Raw genomic sequence first — 25,806 nt, forward strand, 5'->3', positions numbered from 1 at the left:
GGCAACTTCTGATATAGGCAAGCGAAAAATGAAACTCGTCATGGCAGGTTTGCTTTTTGATAGGGCGCGTTGAATGGTTTTGATTTAGACCACTAGACCTTTAATCATTCACCTTGCCCAAACAGCGCACTGACCGCTGTGAGAATGCACAGAAAAGCTCAACACGCCCTGAGCAAATTTGCATTTTTAAACAATAATAAAGGAACAGAACATAACGTGCGCAACACCCTAATCTGGCTGTCAGTCGTTCATGCATGTAGATCTTAAATTGAAGTCTTCTCTTCATCTTAAGGATAATGACGTGAATATGCGGCTGACACTGACCAACTTCATTATGGATAGTTGAATGAGTCAAGGTTATCGACACACAGTCGGCGGTACTACATATCAATTCACGAGTTTGGCCCAGCTAATGGCCAAAGCCACTCCGCTGCGCTCGGGAGACATACTTGCTGGGGTGGCAGCTGAGACTGAGCAAGAGCGTGTGGCTGCACAATTTACCTTAGCCGACGTTGCGCTGACTGACTTTTTAAATGAAGCTTTGGTGCCATACGAAAGCGACGAAGTCACTCGGTTAATAGTGGATAACCACAATAAAGAGGCGTTTGCACCGCTAGCGCATTTAACCATAGGTGATTTTCGCAACTGGCTGCTCAGCGATTTCGCCACGAGTGAAGTGCTGGCCAGTGTTTGCGCCGGCATCACCCCTGAAATGGCCGCGGCGGTGTGCAAAATAATGCGCAATCAAGACCTGATTTTGGTGGCCAAAAAGTGTCAAGTTACCACAGCGTTTCGCAGCACGATTGGCCTACCTAATCGGCTCTCAACGCGATTACAGCCAAATCATCCCACAGACGACATAAACGGGATCGCGGCCAGTATGCTAGATGGATTGCTGTACGGAAATGGTGATGCGGTCATAGGGATTAACCCAGCGACTGATAATGTTACCCAGGCCACACATTTGCTGCATCTAATGGATGACGTCATTCAGCAATATCAAATTCCAACACAAAGTTGTGTGCTTACCCACGTGACCAACACTATAGAGTGCATAGAAGCAGACGCGCCCGTGGATCTGGTTTTCCAGTCTATTGGAGGCACTCAAGCCACTAACAGTAGTTTTGGATTCGATTTATCGACATTAGCAGAAGCGCATGCGGCAGCGCTGAGCCTAGGCAGAGGCACTGCAGGCACTAACGTGATGTATTTTGAGACGGGTCAGGGGAGTGCGTTATCCGCCAATGGGCACCACGGGTTAGACCAACAAACATGTGAAGCCAGAGCCTATGCTGTGGCTCGTAAGTTTAATCCTTTGCTGGTTAATACGGTGGTGGGTTTTATCGGCCCGGAATATTTATACGATGGCAAACAGATCACCCGAGCTGGGCTCGAAGATCATTTTTGCGGCAAATTGCTTGGTCTGCCGATGGGCTGTGATGTGTGTTACACCAATCACGCCGAGGCCGACCAAAACGACATGGACAACCTGCTGACATTACTCGGGGTAGCAGGCTGTTCATTTATTATGGGGATCCCGGGCTCAGACGACATTATGCTGAATTATCAAACGACCTCATTTCACGATGCTTTGTATTTGCGTCGGGTGATAGGCGCGCGACCAGCACCGGAGTTTGAGATGTGGTTAGAGAAAATGAATATCATGAAAAATGATGGGCAGTACATACTATCAGATCATGTGCCAGACGTTTTTGCCCGTTCGTTAAAGGCACTAAGGGGACGTTCATAATGAAAAAGTACAATGATGAGTCCAGTCACGTGAGCAATATGGTGAATAGTCATGCAAGCATGACAAGCAGCGAAGTCGTTAATAACCCATGGCGCACGTTACGTCGTTACACAAATGCGCGGATCGGGCTAGGCAGAGCAGGGATAAGCTTACCTACCTCAGAAATGCTGGGATTCCAGTTGTCGCATGCCAAGGCCCGAGATGCAGTAAAATTGCGGTTAGACACCGAGGAGCTACAACACAAACTGACCGAGTTTTCGTCAGTGTTGCCTTGCCCACCTATGATGCTGCATAGCCAAGCGTTTGATAGAACGACATTTTTGCAGCGCCCAGACTTGGGCCGAAAACTAAATGATGTGTCGCGCAATCTATTGTTGAAATTCATGACGCAACAAGCAGGAACTACTCAGCCAGACTATGACTTGGCCATTGTGGTGGCGGATGGGCTTTCATCCATCGCGGTGCAATACAATGTTCAACCCTTGCTCAGGCAGTTAATCACTTTGCTAAAGCATGAGTCGGAATCGTGGCGTCTTGCCCCGCTGACGGTGGTAGAGCAGGGGCGAGTGGCTGTTGGGGACGAAGTAGGAGAGTACCTGAACGCCAAAGCGGTATTGATGCTAATTGGGGAGCGCCCGGGGTTAAGCTCGCCCGACAGCTTAGGTTTGTATTTCACATGGGCACCAGAAATAGGCTTGACCGATGCGCGGCGAAATTGTATTTCGAATATTCGACCCGCAGGCTTGGGTTATGATGACGCCGCGCATCGAGCATTATATTTACTCAAAGAAGCGCGGCGCTTAAATCTGTCTGGTGTCGCTTTGAAGGATCGCTCTGATAGCCCAGCCCTCAACGCGCTAAAAACCAACGCTGTGCCTAAGCGCAGCTTTTTGACTAAGCCGAGTTAGCGTAAAGCTAGGGTGATTTGATTAAAACCGAGCTGTTGTATCGACTCAATAAAATACAACTGCTCGTTTAGGTTTTATCATGAACATCATGCTTTAGTGATGCTTGTTAACTTGTGTCTACGCGTGTTCTAGCGGTTACCAAGGTTCGTTCGCGAAGGAACAAAGCGTGCTAAACCAAACAATCCGACAAACAACAACCAGAAAGCACTGGCGCCTTCACGCTCATACTCTTCTTCGTATACGTCACAGTTATCAATCGAACCACCTGGAATGGGCACTAGCTTAATGGCGACAACGTGGGTGCTTGAAGATTGGGCATCGTACTCATCTAATTCAATTTCACCTGTGATGTCTTTGTTAACGCTAGACACAGTTGCCGTTGCGATGATTTCGCCATTTTCGTTAATGCCATTTGCTTGAGCAATGGTGTAAGGGCTGTTGCATTCAATTAAGTCGTTTAGGCTTGAGAAGATATCGTTACGATAATCATAAACAAAGCCTTCTACCCGGCGAATGCCTGAACTGGTTTCTTCAAACTCGGTGAAACCAACGACTAGGTTGTCATCATTGATTGCGGTGGGAACCGTAGAGGCACTGTCGAAGAAATCATCTGGGTATTCAATGATACCTGAGTCGTAGTCATACACGAAAAACTTGTTGGGCGTTGAGCCCAGTACGCTTTTGGTGGCGTAACCTACCACCAAATCATTGTTATTGATGTCAACCGCGTAGCTGGCAAAAACATCGTACTCTTCGTCGCTATCTTCGCTGATCGTGTAGGCTTTGTCGTTATCGTAAATCACCGCCGCTGAGGTTAAGGTGTCAGTATTTTGATAGAACGCCGGTGACGTACCCACGGCAATACCAAAGTCGTTGATGGCGACAGCCGTGCTGCTGTAAACCGTCGTGTCATCGTCGTCCGGCTCAATTAACATGGGCAGGGTGTAGGTATCTTCGACACCGCCATCGTCTAATTGCCAAATCACTCCTCGTTGCTGAAAAACGCTTCCGAGACTGGCATTGGTGCTGATACTTAAACTGCGCAAACACGACGCTTCAGGGATATCACCTCGCTCATCTTCATCGGCACACGCATCAATACTGTCTTGCAATGTGGTCGACACCAATTCAGTGCTCCCTATGCCCACCACTTGGTTTAGTTCGTTTATATCGTAGGCTTCGCTGTACCCACCCAAAGTGCTTTCAGGCGGCGTAAGCTCGATTACGTCATCTTCTATTTGCGCAAATCCACGGTAGTAAAAATCATTTAACACATAAGTGACGTCTTCAATGTCTTCTGTCACATATTCCAGTGTGTAAAAACCGTCGAAACTTTTCCCAACGGTATAGCCAAAGTCGTTGATACCACGCACTGTTGTGGTGGCACTGTTACGGTACTCGTCGGTGTCGCTGTCAATAGTGTCAAAACCATGCAACAAAATACTGGTGTCTTCTGAGGCGACATAGCTATTTAAACTGGCGATTTGCTGGAAAAACTGGCTTTCAGCATTGGCGGTAATATAGGCATATAAAAATTCGTAGTCAGCAGTATTGAAGTCGCCTGATCGGGCGTTTTCTAAGTTGGTTAACCCGGCAATGAGCGTCGCTGAATCAAAGTCCAGCAAAGAAACATCAATCACGGGATTAAACTGCGACGCTAGGTTAACGGCGATCTCACCGATGCTGTTGATGGCAGTTGGGTATGAGTCCACGCCTAATTCTGCAACGGGTAGCTCAACTACTTGATACTGAGCACCGAACGCAGCAGGAACTGACAAAAAGGCGCTAGACAGAAAGGCGCTGGATAAAAAGGCTGCTATTCGTGTTTGTTTCATTGTTTTTTTCATCGCTTGTTTCATTGCTCGTGTGATCGCTTGATTATTGCGGCTTACTACTCGCCTTTATAAAAGCGCTCTGCTCAAAACGAAATGTCCGACTCTGTTAGCGCGGTTGTTTATCTAGCTTGTGCAATGCTTTACTGATTTTTAGGCAATAAAGGGCCTAACAGCGATAAAGCAAAAAGCTTTCAAAGCGTATGATGCAGATGTCGGCTAATGTGAGTCTTGGGTCGTCACTTGATATGTGAATCAGCGCCATAGCAAGGCAATCCTTTACTATGGCGCGAACGCGGTAAACCAATTAGTTAACTTGGTTTTGATCCACTAATGTCATGCTGAACCCGGTTGATGCGCTGTCATCTGGGGCAAAAATCAAGAACTGCTCAACACTGTCTTCGTCTAATGTCAGTTGGAAGCTGTCCATGATGATATCGCTGCCTTCGATAGTAGCGATGGCGAACACATCGTAAGTGTTATTGATAAGCGTGATAGAGCTATTGCTTTCTTGTAAAACAGACAGGGTATTATCAGCGGTAGAAATCACTTCGTCGTTCTCAACAAAGTAGAATTTCACACGGCTGAAGTCGTCTGAATCACTTAAGTTGACCACTTTGATTCCATGGCTATAAATACTTGAACTGCTGCTCTTGGTGATGGTTAAAGACTTGATGATGGACTCGTAGTTATCAACGATACCGTCTTCGTTTTCATCGATAATATCGTCTTCGTCATCATCAACCGCGTCCGTTTTTGAGTATAAGAATACAATATTGTCAGCGTTTTCTTGCAAGCTCAGTAAGGCATCATGGATGAACAATTCGTCATTATCTGCATTTAGAATGTCGAATGAATAGTCACCGTTCGAGGTCGTCGTCGTTTCACTGAATTGGCCGTAGCCTAGATCATCGACCATCAATTCGCTTTCGTCATCTAAATCAACATTTAAGTCGACTACACCTGTGTAATCAGGAATGTATTGGTTGGTGGCGATGCCGTTGTAAAAACCAAATGAGGCTTCAGCGTCAACATCGTTTAGCTCAGTAACACTGTTTACACCGATACTGTCGATGGTAAAGGGTGAGCTGCCTACACCCACGTTGTCACGTAACACCACAACATATTGGCTGACAACAGAATATGAAATATCTTCAGAGGTAAAGATTGGCTCGCTGCCACCTGGCTCAGTGATGTAGAAAATATACTGGTCTTGTTCAATCTTAATATTGTCAGTAAGGCTGTTGAGTTCAACGGTTGATACGAACTCTGCTTCATTAAACGTTTCGTTGTCTTGAGAGATGTAAACATCCACAGTTGAATAATCAGTGTTTAGGTTTAGAAAACGCACGTTAAACAAATCATCGTCGTCATCATCATCGTCATCTACCACAGGGATATCAAATGTGAGTACGTTAGGCGAACGAATATCGTCAGTAAGGGCAACAAAAGTAATCACTTCGTTTTGAATTTTATGCTGCTCTTGATAAATCACTTCAAGATCGCTGCGATCGCTGCTTTCTTCGTCTTGCCAACCAAGCTCAACCCAATAAGTGTCATTGTCCAGGGCGTTGTTCGAAGTTACATTGCCGAACGTCACTGCACCATAGGTAATTTCAATTTCGTCGTCGTCATCTTCATCTAAATCTTCATCAACGGTGAGATACACTGCTGGAGCGTTGTATGAGGCGTTGTAAAAGCGGATGTATCCAGTGTTGTCATCGTCACTTGAACCACAGCCAGTAAGAGACAATAACGCAACTCCCAAATATAGTGCAGGGGAGCGAATTATCGACGACGTCGTTTTGCTTAACTTCATTGTATCTCCAGGTTTATTTTCTTAGGTGAGAAGCGGTCATATTTCACCTAAGGCTTTGTTTAATTGCCATTGTGACGTAAGGATAAAACGTTAAGTTCATTGGCTATGAGGCTCTTTACATAACCTTTACCTTTCTTGGCAATCACTGACACTTCTATACAAATGAAGACAAAAGTCTGCGGAAAATTTGAGCGAAATAGTTGGATTTAACCGGTTGGCTTGCACCGGCTACTCATTGGTTACAGCTGAGCTCAAAGAAATGCCCGGCGGCTTTTGCTCTGCATTCTCATTATTTGAAAGGGAACAAGCATTACTACCCAGCGACACCTTACTCAAAAGCCGCTGGACGCATTCTGAGGGGCTCGTATTGATGCGGCTAGGTATGAATAGATCAGGTTCAGATGTGGTAAGAATAAGCGGCTCGAACGAACCGCTAAATAACGGAATTAGTCCTTTTTGGTCTCAGCCTTCACCAGAATAATTCGATTAGTCGCGCTTTGGTGGATGAGCAGATTACCGTCACGGGTTGGGCGCATGTGGCGCACGATACCGGCGTAGATGTGCGCGTCTCCCTCTCCAGTGGGAATGGGCCAACTTTGAAAGGTCTGTGCTTTGCGGTCAAAACGAACTAAGGCATCAGGGCGTTTACCTGATTCGTTGTACCAAATGGCATCACCAATGACTGCGATAGCGTAGGGGTGTGAGTTTGGCCCGCTGGGGGATGGCCATTCTTTGACTTCGCCATTGTTAGGGTTGAGTCGACCTAAGCGACCACGCCTTGAATTAACGTACCAGATCATGCCATCATCTGCGATGTCAAGGCGTCTGACGGTGGTGTTTTCATTTGGCAGTGGGTACTCACTGATTGCCATGGTTGAAGGGTCTACTTTGACTAAGCAATTACTACCATTGCACGCCACCCAAGGTGTACCCTTGCTATCAATTTTAATGCCGTAAGGGCGAGCGTCTTGGGTGGGCATGGTGACTAATTTGATTTCCCCCGTGCTGGGTATCAAGCGGCCAATCATGTTGCTGTGCTGCAAGGTAAACCACAGTGTGCCGTTGTCATCAAATATAGCTGAGTGGGGGTCTTTCGCGTGCGAGTCGGGCATTTTATATTCGGTGATCTCACCTGTTTGCGGGTTGAGCATACCCAATGTACCGTTCTTGTTGCCTGTGTACCAAATGTTACCTCTCCTGTCGTGGGTGACGGTGTGTGGCATGGCGTTAGCCGGCAAGGGGTATTCACGCATCTCACCGGTTTGTGGATTTATGCTCCCAATGAGGTTCCCCCACTGGCCAGCCCACCAAATCGAACCATCTGGCGCTTCAATCGGGTCTCGGGAACGCTGGCCCAATGTGGGTACCACCCATTCTTCAAATGTAACAGAGGTATCGCCCTCCACTAGTTGCGGGTTGCGATGTGACGTTGGAGGAAAGTGTTCGGCTAAATAGGCAGTGATTTTTTCACGCTTGGGATTGCCGTCTAAATTGACCATGGTGGCAATCAAATGTTGCCAACCCGTTTGGTTGTAGCCAGCGCTAGATACAATACGCTCGCTGGTATGACAGGCGTTGCAATGGGCTTCAACCAAGTCTTTGCCAGATGTATCTGGCAAAGACTGTGCAAACAGAGACCCTGGGCTCAGTACAGGGGTTAATCCTAGGGTAAAAATGGCTTTCGCTAGATGCTTCATAATTCCTCCTAAATGAAAAATACACAACCACGGCGCCACTAAATCACAACGCCGCGTAGCCAAAACGTGTCGCAATTACTTCACCTTGTAACCACGACGCCACATTCCGTGTAGTCCGACTTGAGCGTACCCCAATGAAGCGGCTATAGATTTGCCTATGGCTTAGCCTAGTCTAGTTTGTTGGCATTAAGAATATCTCGCGAACGCAATTTCGCTTATCAGCCTCCACGGCAAATAGCACGGCATCGGCTACATCTGCAGGAGCGAGTTTGTCTGGCTTTTCTTCATCGAAAAATGGTGTATTAACCATGCCTGGGGCAATAGTTGTGCAGCGGCCGCCCCATTCTGCCATTTCTTCTGCTAAATTTTGCCCAAACCCATAGGCAAACCATTTAGTTGCACCGTAAATCGAACCTTTAATGGGACGTCTGCCAGCCGCTGAGCTGGTAATGATAAACTGCCCTACAGACTCCCTTAGGTGAGGTAACGTGAGCTTAGCGGTGTAGAGTAAAGCATTGATGTTAATTTGGATCATGGTATCCCACTCGTCGGGATCGCCTTTCTCTGTGCCAGATGTAGACACACCCATGCCAGCATTGGCAAACGCCACATCCAGTCGACCAAATTTGTTGATTCCTTCTTTTACCACTTTCTCAAGCTCGTGAATATCGGTGGCATCTGCGGCGACTGCAATAGCATGGTCAGCGCCGAGGTAATCGACTAATTCATCTAACTTTTCTTGTCTTCTAGCGGTCAACACTACTTTGTGGCCATTTTGGACCAATATTTTGGCTGTCATCTCGCCGATACCACTGGATGCGCCGGTAATTAATACGACTTTTTCTTTTGCCATGTTACTTTCTCCTAGTGATGTAAAATTTAATGTTTTTTTGTGTTACTACTAGAGCTGATGGTGTTTTGATCAAATTCAAGCCAGATAGACGAAGTGACTGAATGATGAGATGTAGATAATCGTGTAAGTGGAACTACCCTGGTCTATCGACCAGGAACCAATATAGAGATGCTGTTCTCGCTCTAAAGGATTAGTTTTTATAATCCAATGTGAGTAAAAAATGTGCGTTGTGTAACTCTGTAAATGTCACTAGAATCCGCGAAAATTTAAGTTAAGTCGTTAAAAATGTGCGATTTAAAATAATCGATTTAGGTATCAAAAAGGGTGCGTGAAGTGAATACTGCAGAGTTTATTCAAATTCGAAAATTTATCGTTAAATTGGGCATTATGTTGCACAAATACGGTACACCTGCGTTTCGCTTAGAAGCTTACCTAACTGAGCTTGCGACCTATTTGGGGGTTCGCGCATCCTTTATTGCCACGCCCACGGCGTTGACGTTTGTGATTTGGAGCGACAGGCGGGAAGATGAGTACAACCACTCTGTCCGTGTACAGCCTGGTGATTACGATATGAATGCGTTATCCCGCACTGATGAGCTGGCGACGCGCCTGCTCGCTGGTGAAGTCGGTTTAGAAGAAGCTGATCACCAACTTGACGTGATCAATGAGATGCCTAGCCCTTATGGCAAGATCTTAACCGGTCTAGGGTTTTGTGCTGCACCGGGCGCATTTGCTATGTTGATGGGGGCTAGCTGGCAAGAGATCCTCTGGACGTCATTGATCGGCTTAGTGGTTTACTTTCTGGTGTTATGGTCACAAATTTCTCGCCGAGTGACGCTAATGTTAGAGCCAGCGGCATCTTTGACCGCTGGGTTGATTGCTTGTGCGATTAGCTTTTACTTTGATCACGGGATGAACATACCGCTGGTGGTGCTCTCGTCCGTGATCATCCTGGTGCCGGGCTTAGCCTTAACCATGGGGCTAGCTGAGTTGTCATCACGTAATTTAGTTTCTGGTACCGCGCGCGTCATGGATGCGGTGATGCAACTATTTAAACTCTACTTTGGGGCATTTCTGGGGATCAGCATCGGCTTTGGTTTCTTTGGGCCAAATGAGTCATCAGTTGCTACGTCTTTACCGGAATGGACACGCTGGTTCGCCATATTAATGTTGTGCTTGGGCTTAGTGGTTATCTTCAGAACACGGGTTAAACATATTCCGTGGACCTTGCTTTCCGGTTTTATTGCGTATGGGGCGACGGTGTGGAGTTCAGCATATTTAGAGCAGGGCTTAAGCACCTTTGTGGGGGCATTTGCTCTTGGTATATACGCTAATTTATTCACCCGAATTGCCCACGCACCAGCGTCATTGGTGAGTATGCAAGGCTTGATTGTTTTAGTGCCAGGGTCGAAAACCTACATAGGTTTGAATTCCTTTGTATCTGGCCAAGACTTCGTGCAAGCAGAGCATATAGGGCAGGAAACCTTCTTAATTTTTATGTCGCTGATTGCAGGTCTCATATTCGCTAACGTCGTCATGCCCACAAAAAAGGCGCTGTAGAATTTATTTATTCTAAGCGCCTAGTGTTGGTTTAAAGATGTCAGGGTTAACTCACTTCTTTTAACCCTTCGTCCGTCTCTGCTAAATATTGTTTCGGATAAAAGCTATCTGGGCTGGCTTCTTTAAGTGCCTGAGCAAACTTGCTCGGTTTTTCTTCATCAAAAAAACTGCCTGTGGTTGGGCTTTGGTATATTTCATCGAAGCGGCGTACTTCGGTTTGACTGACACGCCTGAAAATATGTGAGCGATTGAGATCCTCTGTGTTACGTAAGCCTGCAGATGCAATAATTTCTAATGCCGAATTCACCGTGGCCTTGTGATAACGCGCCACGCGCTCGGCTTTATCTGGCACCACTAAACCTCTAGCTAATTTAGGGTCTTGCGTGGCTATGCCTGTTGGACACTTGTTGGTGTTGCATTCTAATGACTGTACACAGCCTAACGCCACCATCATACCTCTGGCGCTGTTGCACATATCTGCACCTAGGGCGAGGTTTTTGACCAAATGAAAGCCACTGAAGGTTTTACCACTGGCAATAACGCGAATGTCTTTTTTCAAATCGAAGCCAACCAAAATGTCACATACGAATGATAGGGCTTCACGCAATGGCATGCCTACGGAATTTGAGAACTCAAGTGGAGCGGCGCCAGTGCCACCTTCACCGCCATCCACTGTGATGAAATCTGGTTTGATACCGGTTTCAACCATGGCTTTACACACAGCAACAAATTCGCTGGCCCGGCCAATACACAGTTTAAACCCCACTGGTTTTCCACCAGATAACTCCCGCAGTTGTTTAACGAAGTGCATCATTTCAATAGGTGTTTCAAACGCGCTGTGAGATGGCGGCGAGTCCACTTGCGTGCCGGGCTCAACAAGGCGAATTCTAGCAATTTCATTGGTATTTTTATCAGCGGGTAATAGGCCGCCATGGCCTGGTTTTGCCCCTTGGCTGAGTTTAATTTCAATCATCTTGATGACATCTTTGTGGGCAATTTTTTGAAATGCTTCAGGAGCAAAATTGCCTTCTTTATCTCGACAACCAAAATAACCGGTACCAATTTGCCATACAATATCACCGCCGTTTTCTAGGTGGTAATCACTGACGCTGCCTTCACCCGTGTTGTGGTAAAAGCCGCCTATGGCCGCGCCTTTATTAAGTGCTCGAATGGCGTTATCGCTCAGTGCGCCAAAACTCATGGCGGAGATATTGAAAAAACTGGCTTCGTAAGGCTGGGTGCAATCGGGGCCACCAACGGTAATGCGCGGGGCAGGGCGTTTGCTGTCATGGTGCTTTGCTGCCATTGAGTGGCCTATCCATTCGTAGCCCACGCGCTGGGTATCGATTTTTGTGCCGTAGGGGTTGGAGTCCAAACTGCCTTTTGCTCTTTGGTAAATCAATGAGCGGAACATACGGGTAATCGGTGTGCCGTCGGTTTCTGATTCGAAAAAATACTGACGAACGAAGGGGCGAATGCGCTCCATTATCCAGCGGCCGTGACCCACAACGGGAAAATTACGTAAAATGCTGTGCCGTGTTTGGTGATAATCGTAATAACCTAATGCCACGATCGGGATCAGCAGTACGAACAGCCAAAGCGCGGGGAGCCACAACAAGCTCAGGAGTAGAACGACCACAGCTGACCAAATTGCAATTTTTATCAGTTTTGTTTCCATTGTTGCTCACTATTGTTTGTTTTTAAGAAAGTCGATACGTATCAGACCCAAAGATTTATTCAATTCGTTCACGTATTTCAGTTAGGTTGTTCAAATATGTTCAGTTAGACCTGTAAAGTCCAATGGGTTGTGTTTCCATATTTTTCAATCAATTGTCTTAATAACGCAGAGGATTAATTATCTGTGTTGATCGACCAATATGGGATTTCCGTCTGGGTCAGTCATCATAAAGCTGCCTGGGCCGACCGTGTTTTCAGTGACTTCGCTCATAAAATCAATGTCTTTGCTTTTCAATGCTTGCTGAATGTTACGCACATCGGTGAAGGTTTCTGTGGGATTGCCGTGAACGTCCCAACCTGGGTTGAACGTCAGCGTGTTTTTTTCGAACATACCTTGAAACAAACCTATGGTTTGACCGCTATTTCTTAGGATTAACCAACCTTTTTTTTGGTCACCTCCTACTGCCGCAAAGCCCAATTTCTCGTAAAAGATTTTGGATAGAGCGATGTCCTTAACGCTTAAGCTAATTGAAAAAGCCCCCAGTTCCATGTTGTTCCCCTTTGTTCTCAATCGCTAGCAAGCACGACTACCTATTTGCGTAATGACGAGCATGCTTTATGTACACTAACGCTAGCATTCAAGATCAGTTCACGCAAAAGGCAGTCATGAAAAGGGCAGTCTTGAGTTGACGAGTCTGATGGCTTAATACCAACGCCATTAAATAATTGGCCACTTAGCAATTATTTAACGGAATTGGTATACCCTATATGCTCAGCTAGATAATCCACTAAGGAGCGAATTTTGGGGGATAAATGCCTGTTACGCGGATAAATCGCCCAAATACCTTCTTCGGATTCGCGATAATTATCTAATAAACTGACCAGGGCGCCACTTTCAAGATGTTCTTGCACGTAGTAGTCTGGCAGTTGCACTATGCCCAAGCCTTTGAGCGCAGCGTCCACTAAACTAAACCCACTGTTATACCTTAGCCTGCCTTTCACGCGGATATTTCGCTCTTTGTCGTCGACACGAAAGTGCCAATAATCTAGGGTGCCTAGCAAGCAGCTGTGTTTACTCAGCTCAGATAAAGAGTGCGGGAAGCCGAATTTTGCCAAATAGGCAGGGGAGGCGCACACAGAGTTGGTGCGAGTCCCGAGTTTTCTTGCCATCATGGATGAATCGCTTAATTTTCCGAGGCGAATGGCCAGATCATATCCTTGTTCAACTAAATCGACTTTTTGATTACTTAAATAGGCGGTGACTTCTACCTCTGCGTACTGGAGCATAAAATCATTTACTAACGGCAGTATTTGCTGCTCACCATAGGTCACCGGCGCAGTGAGGCGAATTTTGCCTTGGGGCTTCGATTGTAAATTCGTGATGGCGCGCTCAGCGGCATCGAGTCCGTCAAGTACGCTGCGACAATGCTGGTAGAAGAGTCGCCCCTCGTCAGTTAGTGACACTTTTCGCGTGGTGCGATAAAACAGCTTCACGTTTAATCGCGTTTCCAGCGCGCTGATCTGGCGGCTGACTTGGGCGGTAGAGATAGCTAAGTTTTTTGACGCTTGAGTAAAACTCTCGGCTTCGGCCACATAAACAAATTCGTTGATCCCTTCCCACTGCATCATTGTTACCTGTGAGTAAAAGTAATTTACTAAATCAGTATATTATCATTTGTGAAGAAATAAATATAATGCGTCCGATACTCGCAAACGAGCGTGAAAAAAAACAATGGGCGTTTTGGCAGAAGCTTAAACTCAGCGCTAGTGCAGCGAACAAGATCCGTTAACTAATTCGGGTCATAACTGAAATATTTCTGTCAGCGCGGCGCTAATACACTACGTAAGGAGCAAAGATGAGTTGGGTATTTCTAATGCTAGGTGTGGTTGCAGAAGCAATGTCACACGTTGCGTTAAAAGAAACCGATGGTTTTACTAAACCTTTACCCAGCGTATTGGTGTTATTGGGGCACGTCGCGGCTTTTATGTTTTTAGGACAAGCGATGAAAGGCATGCCTATAGGGATTGTACACGCGTTGTGGGCTGGCCTAGCGATTGTCACTGTGACCTTGTTGTCGACGGTGATTTACCGCCAACATTTAGATTTAACCACTTGGGTTGGTATGGCATTTGTCGCCGTTGGTGTGGCGATGATCAATTTGTCTCAAGGCCATAGCCATTAAGTACAAGCCCATTTTCACGCTTTCAAGGTGTGGTTTAAATGAACGAAGCGCAGCACCCAAGGCGACTATTTTTACTAACGCAATTTTATTCACGAAAGCGAATTATTTCCGTAAGCAATTTATTAACTCAAAGAGAGGATCACTATGTCAGATCAATTTATAAAATCTAAAGCCGCCATTGCTTGGGGCCCTAAGCAGCCATTGTCGATTGAGGAAGTTGACGTCATGCTTCCGCGCAAAGGCGAAGTACTGATTAAGGTGATAGCTTCTGGTGTGTGCCACACTGATGCGTTCACTTTGTCTGGTGAAGATCCAGAAGGAATTTTCCCGGTTATTCTGGGCCACGAAGGTGGCGGTATTGTTGAGCAGGTAGGTGAGGGCGTTACCAGCGTGTCGGTTGGCGATCATGTTATTCCTCTTTACACCCCTGAGTGCGGTGAATGTAAATTCTGTTTGTCTGGTAAAACGAATCTTTGTCAAAAAATTCGGGAAACCCAAGGTAAAGGCCTGATGCCTGACGGCACCACGCGTTTTTATAAAGATGGCCAGCCTATCTTCCATTACATGGGGTGTTCAACGTTTTCTGAGTACACTGTGTTGCCTGAAATTTCATTGGCAAAAGTGAACAAAGATGCCCCCTTAGAAGAAGTCTGTTTGCTAGGCTGCGGTGTGACTACAGGCATGGGTGCGGTCATGAACACCGCAAAAGTAGAAGAGGGCGCCACAGTGGCCATCTTCGGTTTGGGTGGCATTGGCTTGTCAGCGGTCATTGGTGCAACCATGGCTAAAGCCAGTCGTATCATTGCTATCGATATAAATGAAAGTAAATTTGAATTAGCCAAGAAATTGGGGGCAACTGATTTTATTAATCCAAAAGATTATGACAAACCCATACAAGACGTGATTGTTGAGCTAACAGATGGGGGCGTTGACTACTCGTTCGAGTGTATCGGCAACGTCAATTTAATGCGCTCTGCACTTGAGTGCTGCCACAAAGGTTGGGGCGAGTCTGTGATCATCGGTGTGGCCGGTGCTGGGCAAGAAATTGCAACCCGCCCATTCCAGTTAGTGACAGGTCGTGTATGGCGCGGCTCTGCATTTGGTGGCGTGAAAGGGCGCTCTGAATTGCCAGATTATGTAGAGCGTTATTTGCAAGGTGAGTTCAAACTGAGCGATTTCATCACCCATACAATGGGCCTTGAAGACATCAATGAATCTTTCGACTTGATGCACAAAGGCGAAAGTATTCGCAGCGTCATTCACTTCTAAGCGAAAGCGACTGCTTGCTCTTGAGCGAGCAGTCATGCATTTTGCGCTTTTAGCAACAACACGTAGCAACATCACGTTGCAACAACACGAAATTCTACAAAACAACAAGAGGCTCCTAGCGGAGTGTTAGGCACGCTTATGACAATTGAAAACTTATCCATCAATAAAAGCTTTGGTGGTTGGCACAAACAATATAGTCACCCATCTAAGACCCTAGATTGCACCATGCGCTTTGCGATTTATTTACCGCCGCAAACCGCAAACGGTACTAAGGTGCCGGTTCTGTATTGGTTATCCGGATTGACCTGCACCGATGAAAACTTTATGCAAAAAGCCGGTGCACAGCGTATAGCAGCCCAGCTGGGCATCGCCATAGTGGCACCAGACACCAGCCCTAGGGGTGACGATGTGGCCGATGATGAAGGTTATGATTTGGGCAAGGGCGCGGGCTTTTACGTGAATGCGACCCAAGCACCTTGGGATCGGCATTATCATATGTATGACTATGTCGTGAATGAACTGCCTCAGCTGATTGAAGCCACATTTCCCGTGTCAGACAAACGCGCCATTGCCGGCCATTCAATGGGCGGTCATGGGGCATTGACTATCGCCATGCGTAACCCCGAACGTTATACATCAATGTCGGCCTTTAGCCCGATCAGTAACCCAGTAAACTGCCCTTGGGGGCAAAAAGCCTTCACCGCATACCTGGGGAGTGACATGGCTAAATGGCGTGAATACGATGCCAGCGAATTAATGCGCAGTGCCACGCAGTTCGTCCCTGCTTTGGTTGACCAAGGCGCATCAGATGACTTCTTAAGTGAGCAGTTAAAGCCTGACGTTTTGCAAAGTGCAGCTATGGCCAGCGGTTATCCGCTAGCGCTGAATTTGCATGAGGGTTATGACCATAGTTACTACTTTATCAGCAGTTTTATTGAAGCACATTTTCGTTTTCACGCAGAGCATTTAAACAAGGCCTAGCCTAAAGCCAATGCTCTGACAGGCATCCTAGTTGGTTCAATACTCAAGAAGGTGAGCGCTTGCGCTGACCTTACCCCTCACTCCGCCTGTGGCCATTCTTCCTCGGCTTTTGGCCACTCTTGTTCGGATAAGAGTTGGTTGGTGATTAATTGTGTTCTCAATTCGTTGATGTTCCGTTTCAGTTCATCTCGAATGAGGCGAATAGCGGGGGAAATTAACTGGCGACTGGGTAGCACTAACCACATTTGGGTTAACGGAATTTTATATTCGGGCATAAGCCGCTTAAGCTGACCTGCTAGTAAATCTTGGGCCACATCAATGGCTGATTTTTTGGCAATACCTTCGCCGTCGACACACCAGCGCCTAACAATATCGCCATCGTTCACGGCGCGATCGCTATTCATTTTGATTTTGTACTGTTGGTCGTTTTGATAAAGCTCCCAACCGTCATGCACCACTTCATAGAGCTTATAAAGCAGGGCGTTGTGTTGGGGCAGCTCGTCAGGGGTTTGCGGCTCGCCGTGCTCGGCAATATAGCTTGGGGCAGCGCAAAGCACATGGGGAATATTACATATTTTAAAGCCATATAAATTAAGCTCTTTCGCCGCATCTTTGGTGATCGCACGCAAAGCAACATCAACACCATCGCGGTAAAAATCGGCTCTACTATCACTCACATGTAAGCGCAATGTCACAGCGCAGTGCTTGCGCATAAGATTATTCAGCAGCACACGCATAAGATTTCGACCCATTTCTGACGATACGGCCATGCGCACCTCACCACTGATCGATTGTTGCTCTTCGTTAATTAATACTTGCCCCTGTTGCAGTAAATCCAAGGCCTGCTGGCAAAGGGGTAAGTAGCGTTCGCCTTCAGACGTAAGGCGTATTTGCCTCGTGGTACGCACGAACAGTTGCGCGCCGAGCTGCGTCTCGATGCGCTTCAAAGCCACACTGGCCGCCGAAGAGCTCATATCGAGTTGGTTTGCCGCCGCGGAAATGGAATGAAGCTCAGCCACTTTTAGCAGCACCTGTAAATCAGCAATTTTCATTTTAGTTTCTTATACGTGGGCATTAAGCAAAATCTAGTATTCCTCTATTATCCACGTTTTCGCGAAAGTGTATTGAAGATTTACCCGTTTATCGAAAGAGCTTTGCGGCATAACATGCGCCCATACTGACTTAACGGAGAAAACCCAATGAGAGAATTTACCAATTTAGCCCCAATAGCCCTAACCACTGCGTTGATCGCAGCGCTGTTTGTACCTAGCACTTTTGCGCAAGAGTCTAGGTCAAAAGTCGTTGCAGCAAGTGACATTAAATGGGGCTACCTTAACCCACTGCGTGGTGATAAAAGCCCTGGCGCAGCTGATCTCTGGGGCGATCGCACCGCAGATACTGCCACGGGTATGTTGGTCCGTTTTAACAAAGGGTTTGAGTCTCCGCCGCACATTCACAACATTACTTACCGGGGTATTGTGATCGAAGGCCAAATGCACAATGACGACCCAAAAGCTGAAAAAATGTGGATGCCAGCGGGCTCTTTTTGGACGCAACCAGCGGGTGAAGATCACACCACAGCGGCGAACGCTGATACCAATTTAATTTATCTTGAAATTGACTCAGGCCCATACTTAGTCAAACCTTCAAGCGAAAACTTTGATAATGGCGAGCGCCCGTTAAATCTGCACACAGATAACATAGTGTGGTTAAACGACAGTGATTTGAATGTTATTCACGTTGATGGTGTGCAGTCCACCTACCTTTGGGAAAGCACGGCGGATATGAATGGTTCGATGATCAAATTGCCCGCAGGTTTTGAAGGTGATGTGAAAACGGATGCAAGTGAGTTTCGCGCAGTGGTGATTGCTGGCACAGTTGAGTATCACTCACAAGAGCAAGAAACAGCATTAACTCTGAGCCCAGGTAGCTACGTAGAATCGACAGGTGACTTTACTCACAGCATTAAAAACAAGGGTGATACGCCAGCCACACTTTTCATTCGCACCAACAGCAAATATGAAGTGACAGCTCCTGACAGTAAACTGTAAAAGGGGGAAAGATAGGCCTTAGGAACAACGCGAGAATGGCCAATGTAAGTTGTGACAAATATGAGTTCTGTCATTAACTAATGCCCTTATGGGCAGAGAAAGCATAAAGTTTGGGGAGCTGCCTAAGCAGCCTCCCAAGTGTCACATCTAGTGTCTCAGTTGATAGGAGCGTAGATAGATTAAGTGCGAAATAGCACTTAGCCTTCATCATTAATGAGTAATCATCATTCCAGCATCGGTTGAAATCAATAGTGAATGTGATTCTGCGTCAATTTTTCCCCATTTTAATGCATTCTTGCTTGCGCCGCCTGCAATTGCCGCACTCTGCCAAATTGACATTCCACTAATAGTATCTATTTCAACAAGATAAGTTTCAGTTGCCGTTATTTCGTATCCTTTATTCTCGACTATTGCGAGAACATTAGTCGAGTCAGGTAGTAGCAATACATCTATCAGCTCAAATTGAATCATATCAACTGATGATAAAGTACTGCCGTCCAGAGATAACGTAGTAAATCCAAGGTTTTCTGGCAAAGCGCTAAGTAGTATTCGTCCGCAGATGTAAGACGTAGTTGTCTCGTTTCACGCACAAACAGCTACGCAGCCGATCTGCGTCTCTATTCGCTTTAAATCTACGCTGGTTGCAGGGGAGCCTATATCTAATTTGTTTGTCGCTGCTGTCATGGAGTGATGCTCAGCCACTTTTTGCAGCACCTGTAAATCAGCAATCAATATCTCACAATGAGTTAGCAGTGATAAATTTGTTATAATTACACTATATCAAATTCAAATGATATTCATTATCATTATTACTCAGGTTGTTATAAAGGTGCTAATTAAAGACACCTCACATAAAATACACATTAAGGTGGATCATGAGTTTTAGGCTAGGATATCTTGCGGCGTTCGTTGCGCTTTCAAGTGGTGCGCAAGAGAGTGCCACTTCAGAAATAGAAAAAATAACGGTCACTGGGACTAATCAAAATCGATATGTCATAGAAAGTACAAAAAGCTTAACAGGTTTTCCAGTAGACTTTTTAGACTTACCTAGAGTCGTTAACATTATCCCTGAGCAAGTTATTTTGGATCAAAAAATTACCGACTTAAGTGAGGCATTACGTAATAGTCCTGGTATTTCTTTGGGTGATGGTTTTGGCGGTACAAACGATGACTTTCTTATTCGTGGATTCAGACGCAACACAGTTTACAGAAACGGATTCAGAAGAGAAACAAACTTTAAAACAAACTTGTCAAACTTAGAATATATGCAGGTAGTACGTGGGCCAGCATCTATTACTTATGGACAAGTTGAGCCCGGTGGGTTAGTGGACGTGGTCACTAAAAAGCCTTTGGTCGAGTCGCGCATATCAGGTGAAGCAAGGTTTGGTTCATACGACGATGGATTTTTTCTACTGGATATTTCCCAACCTATTTCCGAAAAAGCAGGCGTGCGAGTCGTTGCTTCTACTCAAGATTCAGAATCCTTCCGAGATTTTACCGATATTTCTCGGGATACCATTTCTATATCTGGTGGAATTGACATCACAGACGCGACCTCACTCGACTTGTCTTACGAATACCGAGATGAGAGTCGCCCATTAGACAGGGGAACAATTACTGTACCTACGGCAGATGGGCGAGAAGTGATAAATGAGCTTTTAGACATTCCGCTATCTCGTCGTTTTGGTGAGGCGTTTGAAGTATTCGAAAGCGAGTTTAATTTTGCTGAAGCCACATTAAGTCATGAGCTAAATGCAGACTGGGCACTCAAAGTAAGTGGAGCAATTGAGAGTAGTTCAGCTAACGACTTGCAAGCAAGGCCATTAGCCGCAGCCATATTTGATGCCGATGGAGCAATTACAGAAGATGGCTTTATTATTTTTGACAACCCTGCAGATATTGCGACCATATTAGGTTTAGCAACTACTACAGAAATATTTGATGATCCTACTGATCAGGTCTTTTTAATAAGGCGCACTGATGGTAGTCAAGAGCAAGATGTTGATGTTTTTTATGCAAATGCTTTGGTGACAGGTCAAGTTGAACTAGGTAACACCAACCATCGTCTAGCTTTTGGCGCAGATTATCGAGATGGCGAAACGACACGATACTTTGTCAGTACCGATTTTACGAATGGCGTTTCTGAAGCTATTGGTGGTGACGGCGCATTATTTAATGTGAGTAACCCTATTTATGGAAATTTAGATGATAGTTTAAGTATTGAAGGTGCAACCTTGCTTACCTCAATTGAAAAAAATAGTGGTTTGTTTATTAATGATTATATGGAAATCACTGATAACTTAAATATTTTAGTCGGTGTGCGTTATGATTCATTTGAAGTAGACGGAGAGTCTGCTGAAAATATTGAAGAAAGCCAACTTTCTCCTCAACTAGCAGCTAACTATAACTTAACGGGTACTGCATCAGTGTTTGTCAGTTACTCTACTGCTTTTGAACCTAATACTACTGTAAACATACTAACTGGAGAAAATGTAGCCTTTTCACCAGAAGAGTCTGAACAATACGAGATAGGGTTTAAAGCAGAGTTTTTTGACGGTGATTTACAAGCAAGTGCCGCTATTTACGACATTCAAAAATCAAATGTATTATCTACTGATGACAATGACTTACCTATTCTTATTGAAGGACAAAGTTCTCAAGGTGGAGAAATCTCGATCTCTGGTCAACCGACGGATGGAATGAATATCATTGCTGGTTATGCTTATGTTGATGCAGAAATTGGCACAGGTATTAATAGTAGCAATCGCCCTAGAAATGTCGCTGAAAGTACCTTTAATCTGTGGGCTTCTTATGAAGTGCAAGGCGGAAAATTTGAAGGGCTAGGATTAGGCAGTGGTTTATTTTATGTGGGTGACCGTTATGGCAACGATAGTAATACCTACAAATTAGATGGCTACACAGTTGTTGACCTATCTGCTTGGTACACAGTTAATATACCCGGTTTGGGTGCAAGCGATAGATTACGTTTCCAGTTGGCGCTAAAAAATATCTTTGATGAAGAGTATTATTCGGCGAGCGGTGGTGACTTACGTATCAGTATTGGTACACCTCGTACCGCGTTTGCTTCTATTTCTTTCGACTTTTAATCCGAAATGTTTAAACATGCCAATCGACCAGCTCGGTTGGCATGTTGCTTTGGTAAATAAGTAACTGGTAATTTAAAGATGTAGCTCGCATCCACTAGTTAGATATACCCTCAAACCTAATATCGATTTTCGTATTCAACACCTTAGTAAGAAAGAAGTCATGGCAAAAAAACAACATAGTCTAAAAAAACTTTATAACTTGCATGCTTGGTTAGGATTTCAGTTGGCACTGTTAATGTTTGTTGTATTAGCCACTGGCACTATAGCGACTTTTTCTAACGAAATTGATTGGCTCATTTTCCCTGAATTAAGATCAACTGAAAAACCTGCCGATGCACCTGATTCAATGCAAATAGATGACTGGGTTAAGATTTATCAATCAGTTACCCAGGCCTATCCTAATAGTCCAATCACCTCAATGACTAAGCTCGATTCAGACTATTTAACTTTTAGAGTAGTGTTAGATAACGACTCGCTGCACAATAGATTTGTGCAAGTTGACCCGTGGACCCACGAGGTCACAGGCGATATTCCACGTTTAACGGTACAGCGTTTTTTTCGCGATTTTCATCGATATTTATTTATGCCTGCGTTCCCTGGCTTGCTTATAGTTGGTCCATTATCTATCGTACTTTTACTCTCTTTGTACACTGGAATTAAAACCACAAGAAACTGGCGTAAAGCCCTTTGGCGTATGCGTATTACACAGGGTAAACGTATATTTTTAAGTGATTTACATAAAGTGTTAGGTTTGTGGGGCTTGTGGTTTACATTGCTAATGGCTATCACAGGTGCTTGGTATTTCTATGAATTTGGTAACGCCGTGGCGGGTTCAAACATTGAGCCATCAGGCCCGATAGTCGAGAACAGCACCACTATTGAAAGAAAAGTGTTAAGTGTGGATGAGTTTCAAACTATTGTACAAAAAGCGCAAAATGCCCATGATAATTGGGAAATTACTGCGTTTTACATGCCAATTGCGAGTGACAGAAGCTTTCAACTACGAGGAGTGAGTAACAGTAACCCCATTATACGCAACAGAGCCCTTAGGGTATTCATTGATCCTCAATCGCACGTTATTATTGATACATGGTCACCTGATTCAATTTCGATTCAAGCCTATATCAACGAATATGCTGATCCGCTACATTTTGGTAATTTCGGAGGTTTTTGGTTAAAAATGGTTTGGTTTGTTTTTGGGATAGCATTGACTGCTATGTCTTATACTGGTGTTTTGATGACTTGGAAACGGACTAAGTCCTCAGCTTTAACTCGTGCGCAAAAGATGACTTTACCTGTTTTTATTTTATCCCTAACCGCTTTTATTTTTTGGTTTTCAAGGTTTATCTAGAGTAGCAAAGCACTCAGACGTTACATTAACATTACTCGAGCTCAGTATATCTTATCAGCACGCTGTGAGAGTTAATAACCTGCAAATTTAAGGAGGGCTTACACCGCGTTGAATGGCTTTGAAAGAAAAATCTATTCATTCGCCTTGTTTGAACTCTTACTAAGTGCTCACTTTTGAACGTGGAATTGGTAGTAAGGTGTTTGATTATTTTAGTATTTTACACAAAGCGCAATACTAGCGAAATAATAATACCGGTGACGATAAGTTGAACTAAGCAAAATCCCATAATATCTTTGGCCTTTAGCCCAGCAATGGCTAGCACGGGCAAAGCCCAAAATGGTTGGATTAAGTTTGTCCACGCATCGCCCCACGCCACTGCCATCGCCACGCGGCTCACGTCTGCGCCTAATTCTGCGGCAGCAGGCAGAATAACAGGCGCTTGTACCGCCCATTGCCCGCCGCCTGAAGGCACAAAAATATTGACGATACCCGCACTGATGAAGCTCCATACCGGCAGGGATTCAGCGCTAGCAAAGCTGATCAACCATTGGGATAAACTTTGTGCTAATCCAGATTGCACCATGACCGCCATAATTCCCGCGTAAAACGGAAACTGAATAATAATGCCACTCCCACCGTGCACGGCCTGTTGAAGACTGTGCAGCAAACGTTTAGGGGTGCCGTGTAAGACGATGGCTAAAAACAAGAAGAGGCTGTTCACGATATTCAGATTAAGGCCGCCGCCTTGAACAAAGTAACTCACTAGGTAGACGATACCCACAAAACCGACTAACACCGCTAACAGCTTACTGTTCTCAAGTTTATCCGCTGGCCGAGTATTTTCGGCGCTTGGCATAGGGTCGTCGTGGAGTTTATCTGGACTGACAATAATGCTCTCGTCAGCAGGGGGCAACATCAGGCGATTAACCAGAGGGACGACGATAAATAGGATAGCGAGCAGGATAAGGTTAAAGCCGCTGAAAATGGTGTTGCCTGTGGTGATTACGCCGATTTGGTCCTCACTGAAGTGGCCAGGCGTGGCAATGGTCAGTGGAATTGAGCCTGCTAATCCGCCATGCCACACCACAAACCCAGAATAAGCACTGGCCACTAATAGGCGATAATCTACATGGGTCTGACGGGCGAGGGCTTTAGCAAACAATGCTCCTATGACTAAACCAAACCCCCAATTGATCCAACTGGCGGTGAGTGATACCAAGGTCACTAAAATAATAGCTTTACCCGGGGTATTTCCCAGCGTTGCCAGGCGGCCTAATAGGTTCTTCATTAATGGCGTATTAGCCAACATAAAACCGCTGACTAATACCAATAACATTTGCATAGAAAAGCTCAGCAAACCCCAAAATCCATCACCCCATTGGGTAATAACGCTTAAGACAGGTTGCTGTTCGAACACAACCGCAGCGCCGATTGTGACTAGCGTCAAGATAAGCACAAAAATATAGGGATCGGGCAGATAGCGCTCTACTAGTTTTGTAAAGGGCTTCGCGACATGGTTAAGCATAAAGAACGCCTATAACATATTGATAACAGAAGGTATGTTAGCGCATTTTAAGTCAATGTATATGCCTTGGTATTGCGGCTAGAAAGTCAGTGACAGAACGGGAGACAAGGCGTCATATGTCGATTTGCTTATGTTCTTGATTCAGGCGCTGCTTCTGGTGCTGCTTCAGGTGCTGCCTCTGGCCCAGGATCAGGCTAGATATGTGCAAATCTAATGATTCAATCTATTAACAAACACATTGGCACTTTTTCTTTATAATACCCAGCTTAAGGCATTTATAATATCTAGTTCGAGACTCTTATGATAGTTCGCGATACCCCTCACTCGTTTCGGTTGTTTTTTATTTTGCGTGGGTCGGTTTTACCGCTTATTTACGGGAAAATTCTATTTATCACCTTGCTGGGTGTGGCAGTTGCTGTAGCGCAACATTTCTATCCTAAAATATTCCCAGATTTTACCCTTGCGCCTGTGGCTTTGTTTGGTGTGGCGTTGTCGTTGTTTCTTGGTTTTCGTAACAATGCCAGTTACGACCGCTGGTGGGAGGGGCGTAAACAGTGGGGGCAGTTAGTGGTGGCGTCTCGTAGTTTATCCCGTCAATTGATGTCCTACATTGATAGCAGTGAAAAAGCGGGCATCGAGGCGCAAGAATATACCATCAAGCTCAGCATAGCGTTTTCTCACGCACTGCGACACCAGCTTCGCCAGACTGACCCATGGCCCGATATACAACAGTATGTCACCGAGCAAGACACAGTATGTCTGCGCCAAGCAAACAGTTTACCGGATGCGATATTACGTATGATCGCGCTAAAAATCAGGCAGTGCCGAGAGCAAGGCTTGTTGTCAGACATTTTGCAAGCGAGCTTAAATGAGCACATTACCGCAATGGCTGAAGTACAGGCGGCATGTGAGCGCATTCAGACTACGCCGTTGCCATTTGCGTATATGTTACTGGTGCAGCGCACAGCCTATTTGTACTGCTTTATTTTACCTTTTGGTATTGTGGCCTCCCAAGGATTAGTCACGCCTTTGTTCAGTGCCATTATTGCCTACACTTTTTTTGGTTTAGATGCATTAAGCGAAGAGTTGGCCGCGCCTTTTGGCCTGTCTGCCAATCATCTGCCTTTGCATGCTATTTCTCGCACGATAGAAATTAATCTGCTGGATGTATTAGGGGAAAAGCCATTGCCTGAACCTATCGAAGCAGAAAATCACCGCCTAGCCTAGGTGCGTTAGACTTCAA

Annotated in this window: 21 protein-coding genes; 10 read left to right on the forward strand and 11 right to left on the reverse strand. The window is 45.4% G+C overall.

The window, feature by feature from the left end; genetic code table 11:
* The first annotated feature begins 346 nt into the window (after nucleotides 1-346).
* Together PATL_RS07310 and eutC are read left to right on the forward strand one after the other, a co-directional pair.
* Nucleotides 347-1,750, forward strand: coding sequence for an ethanolamine ammonia-lyase subunit EutB (locus tag PATL_RS07310; protein WP_011574266.1), 1,404 nt, complete (start codon nucleotides 347-349; stop codon nucleotides 1,748-1,750).
* On the forward strand, nucleotides 1,750-2,658 hold the full coding sequence (gene eutC / locus PATL_RS07315) for an ethanolamine ammonia-lyase subunit EutC (protein ID WP_011574267.1): 909 nt from the start codon (nucleotides 1,750-1,752) through the stop codon (nucleotides 2,656-2,658). Before PATL_RS07310 ends, eutC begins: the two co-directional genes overlap by 1 nt.
* A gap of 128 nt (nucleotides 2,659-2,786) precedes the next feature.
* On the opposite strand, the gene PATL_RS07320 is transcribed toward eutC, so the two are convergent.
* The 4 genes from PATL_RS07320 to PATL_RS07335 form a co-directional block, all read right to left on the reverse strand.
* Nucleotides 2,787-4,493 (reverse strand): DUF3466 family protein, encoded by a 1,707-nt coding sequence (locus PATL_RS07320; RefSeq protein WP_041714312.1) that lies wholly within the window; start codon nucleotides 4,491-4,493, stop codon nucleotides 2,787-2,789.
* Between the two features lie 304 nt (nucleotides 4,494-4,797).
* On the reverse strand, nucleotides 4,798-6,309 hold the full coding sequence (locus PATL_RS07325; RefSeq protein ID WP_011574269.1) for a hypothetical protein: 1,512 nt from the start codon (nucleotides 6,307-6,309) through the stop codon (nucleotides 4,798-4,800).
* Between the two features lie 446 nt (nucleotides 6,310-6,755).
* The gene (locus PATL_RS07330; RefSeq protein ID WP_011574270.1) at nucleotides 6,756-8,006 is read right to left on the reverse strand and encodes a Vgb family protein; all 1,251 of its coding nucleotides are present in this window, start codon (nucleotides 8,004-8,006) and stop codon (nucleotides 6,756-6,758) included.
* A 172-nt stretch (nucleotides 8,007-8,178) separates the two neighbouring features.
* Complete coding sequence (locus PATL_RS07335; protein ID WP_011574271.1) at nucleotides 8,179-8,859, reverse strand: SDR family oxidoreductase; 681 nt, start codon at nucleotides 8,857-8,859, stop codon at nucleotides 8,179-8,181.
* A gap of 333 nt (nucleotides 8,860-9,192) precedes the next feature.
* Here PATL_RS07335 and PATL_RS07340 point away from each other — a divergent pair, with 333 nt between their 5' ends.
* On the forward strand, nucleotides 9,193-10,419 hold the full coding sequence (locus PATL_RS07340) for a threonine/serine ThrE exporter family protein (protein ID WP_041714314.1): 1,227 nt from the start codon (nucleotides 9,193-9,195) through the stop codon (nucleotides 10,417-10,419).
* Between the two features lie 46 nt (nucleotides 10,420-10,465).
* Here the strand turns inward: PATL_RS07340 and PATL_RS07345 are convergent, their stop codons facing one another.
* From PATL_RS07345 to PATL_RS07355, 3 genes are all read right to left on the reverse strand, one after another.
* Nucleotides 10,466-12,097 (reverse strand): FMN-binding glutamate synthase family protein, encoded by a 1,632-nt coding sequence (locus tag PATL_RS07345; protein WP_011574273.1) that lies wholly within the window; start codon nucleotides 12,095-12,097, stop codon nucleotides 10,466-10,468.
* 177 nt (nucleotides 12,098-12,274) lie between these two features.
* Entirely contained in the window at nucleotides 12,275-12,646 is a 372-nt protein-coding gene (locus PATL_RS07350) for a VOC family protein (protein ID WP_011574274.1), read from the reverse strand.
* A gap of 191 nt (nucleotides 12,647-12,837) precedes the next feature.
* On the reverse strand, nucleotides 12,838-13,722 hold the full coding sequence (locus tag PATL_RS07355; RefSeq protein WP_041713494.1) for a LysR substrate-binding domain-containing protein: 885 nt from the start codon (nucleotides 13,720-13,722) through the stop codon (nucleotides 12,838-12,840).
* A 230-nt stretch (nucleotides 13,723-13,952) separates the two neighbouring features.
* On the opposite strand from PATL_RS07355, the gene PATL_RS07360 reads away from it, so the two are divergent.
* From PATL_RS07360 to fghA, 3 genes are all read left to right on the forward strand, one after another.
* A complete protein-coding gene (locus PATL_RS07360; protein WP_011574276.1) occupies nucleotides 13,953-14,279 on the forward strand; it encodes a DMT family transporter in 327 nt (108 codons plus the stop codon).
* A gap of 144 nt (nucleotides 14,280-14,423) precedes the next feature.
* A complete protein-coding gene (locus tag PATL_RS07365) occupies nucleotides 14,424-15,548 on the forward strand; it encodes an S-(hydroxymethyl)glutathione dehydrogenase/class III alcohol dehydrogenase (protein WP_011574277.1) in 1,125 nt (374 codons plus the stop codon).
* 138 nt (nucleotides 15,549-15,686) lie between these two features.
* On the forward strand, nucleotides 15,687-16,529 hold the full coding sequence (gene fghA / locus PATL_RS07370) for an S-formylglutathione hydrolase (RefSeq protein WP_041713496.1): 843 nt from the start codon (nucleotides 15,687-15,689) through the stop codon (nucleotides 16,527-16,529).
* A 77-nt stretch (nucleotides 16,530-16,606) separates the two neighbouring features.
* Here fghA and PATL_RS07375 read toward each other — a convergent pair whose 3' ends face one another.
* On the reverse strand, nucleotides 16,607-17,581 hold the full coding sequence (locus PATL_RS07375; protein ID WP_011574279.1) for a LysR family transcriptional regulator: 975 nt from the start codon (nucleotides 17,579-17,581) through the stop codon (nucleotides 16,607-16,609).
* 147 nt (nucleotides 17,582-17,728) lie between these two features.
* Here PATL_RS07375 and PATL_RS07380 point away from each other — a divergent pair, with 147 nt between their 5' ends.
* On the forward strand, nucleotides 17,729-18,580 hold the full coding sequence (locus PATL_RS07380; RefSeq protein ID WP_011574280.1) for a DUF4437 domain-containing protein: 852 nt from the start codon (nucleotides 17,729-17,731) through the stop codon (nucleotides 18,578-18,580).
* Nucleotides 18,581-18,790: 210 nt separating this feature from the next.
* Here PATL_RS07380 and PATL_RS07385 read toward each other — a convergent pair whose 3' ends face one another.
* Complete coding sequence (locus tag PATL_RS07385) at nucleotides 18,791-19,114, reverse strand: hypothetical protein (RefSeq protein WP_011574281.1); 324 nt, start codon at nucleotides 19,112-19,114, stop codon at nucleotides 18,791-18,793.
* 48 nt (nucleotides 19,115-19,162) lie between these two features.
* The gene (locus tag PATL_RS22890; RefSeq protein ID WP_232283327.1) at nucleotides 19,163-19,264 is read right to left on the reverse strand and encodes a hypothetical protein; all 102 of its coding nucleotides are present in this window, start codon (nucleotides 19,262-19,264) and stop codon (nucleotides 19,163-19,165) included.
* A gap of 191 nt (nucleotides 19,265-19,455) precedes the next feature.
* Here PATL_RS22890 and PATL_RS07390 point away from each other — a divergent pair, with 191 nt between their 5' ends.
* Both PATL_RS07390 and PATL_RS07395 read left to right on the forward strand, forming a co-directional pair.
* Nucleotides 19,456-21,687 (forward strand): TonB-dependent siderophore receptor, encoded by a 2,232-nt coding sequence (locus PATL_RS07390; protein WP_011574282.1) that lies wholly within the window; start codon nucleotides 19,456-19,458, stop codon nucleotides 21,685-21,687.
* Nucleotides 21,688-21,847: 160 nt separating this feature from the next.
* Nucleotides 21,848-23,038 (forward strand): PepSY-associated TM helix domain-containing protein, encoded by a 1,191-nt coding sequence (locus PATL_RS07395; RefSeq protein WP_011574283.1) that lies wholly within the window; start codon nucleotides 21,848-21,850, stop codon nucleotides 23,036-23,038.
* A 217-nt stretch (nucleotides 23,039-23,255) separates the two neighbouring features.
* Here the strand turns inward: PATL_RS07395 and PATL_RS07400 are convergent, their stop codons facing one another.
* Entirely contained in the window at nucleotides 23,256-24,563 is a 1,308-nt protein-coding gene (locus PATL_RS07400; protein WP_011574284.1) for a short-chain fatty acid transporter, read from the reverse strand.
* Nucleotides 24,564-24,863: 300 nt separating this feature from the next.
* On the opposite strand from PATL_RS07400, the gene PATL_RS07405 reads away from it, so the two are divergent.
* Entirely contained in the window at nucleotides 24,864-25,790 is a 927-nt protein-coding gene (locus PATL_RS07405) for a bestrophin family protein (protein WP_011574285.1), read from the forward strand.
* Nucleotides 25,791-25,806: the final 16 nt, after the last annotated feature.

This window comes from Paraglaciecola sp. T6c (genome assembly GCF_000014225.1).
In the GTDB taxonomy this organism is placed as follows: Bacteria; Pseudomonadota; Gammaproteobacteria; order Enterobacterales; family Alteromonadaceae; genus Paraglaciecola; species Paraglaciecola atlantica_A.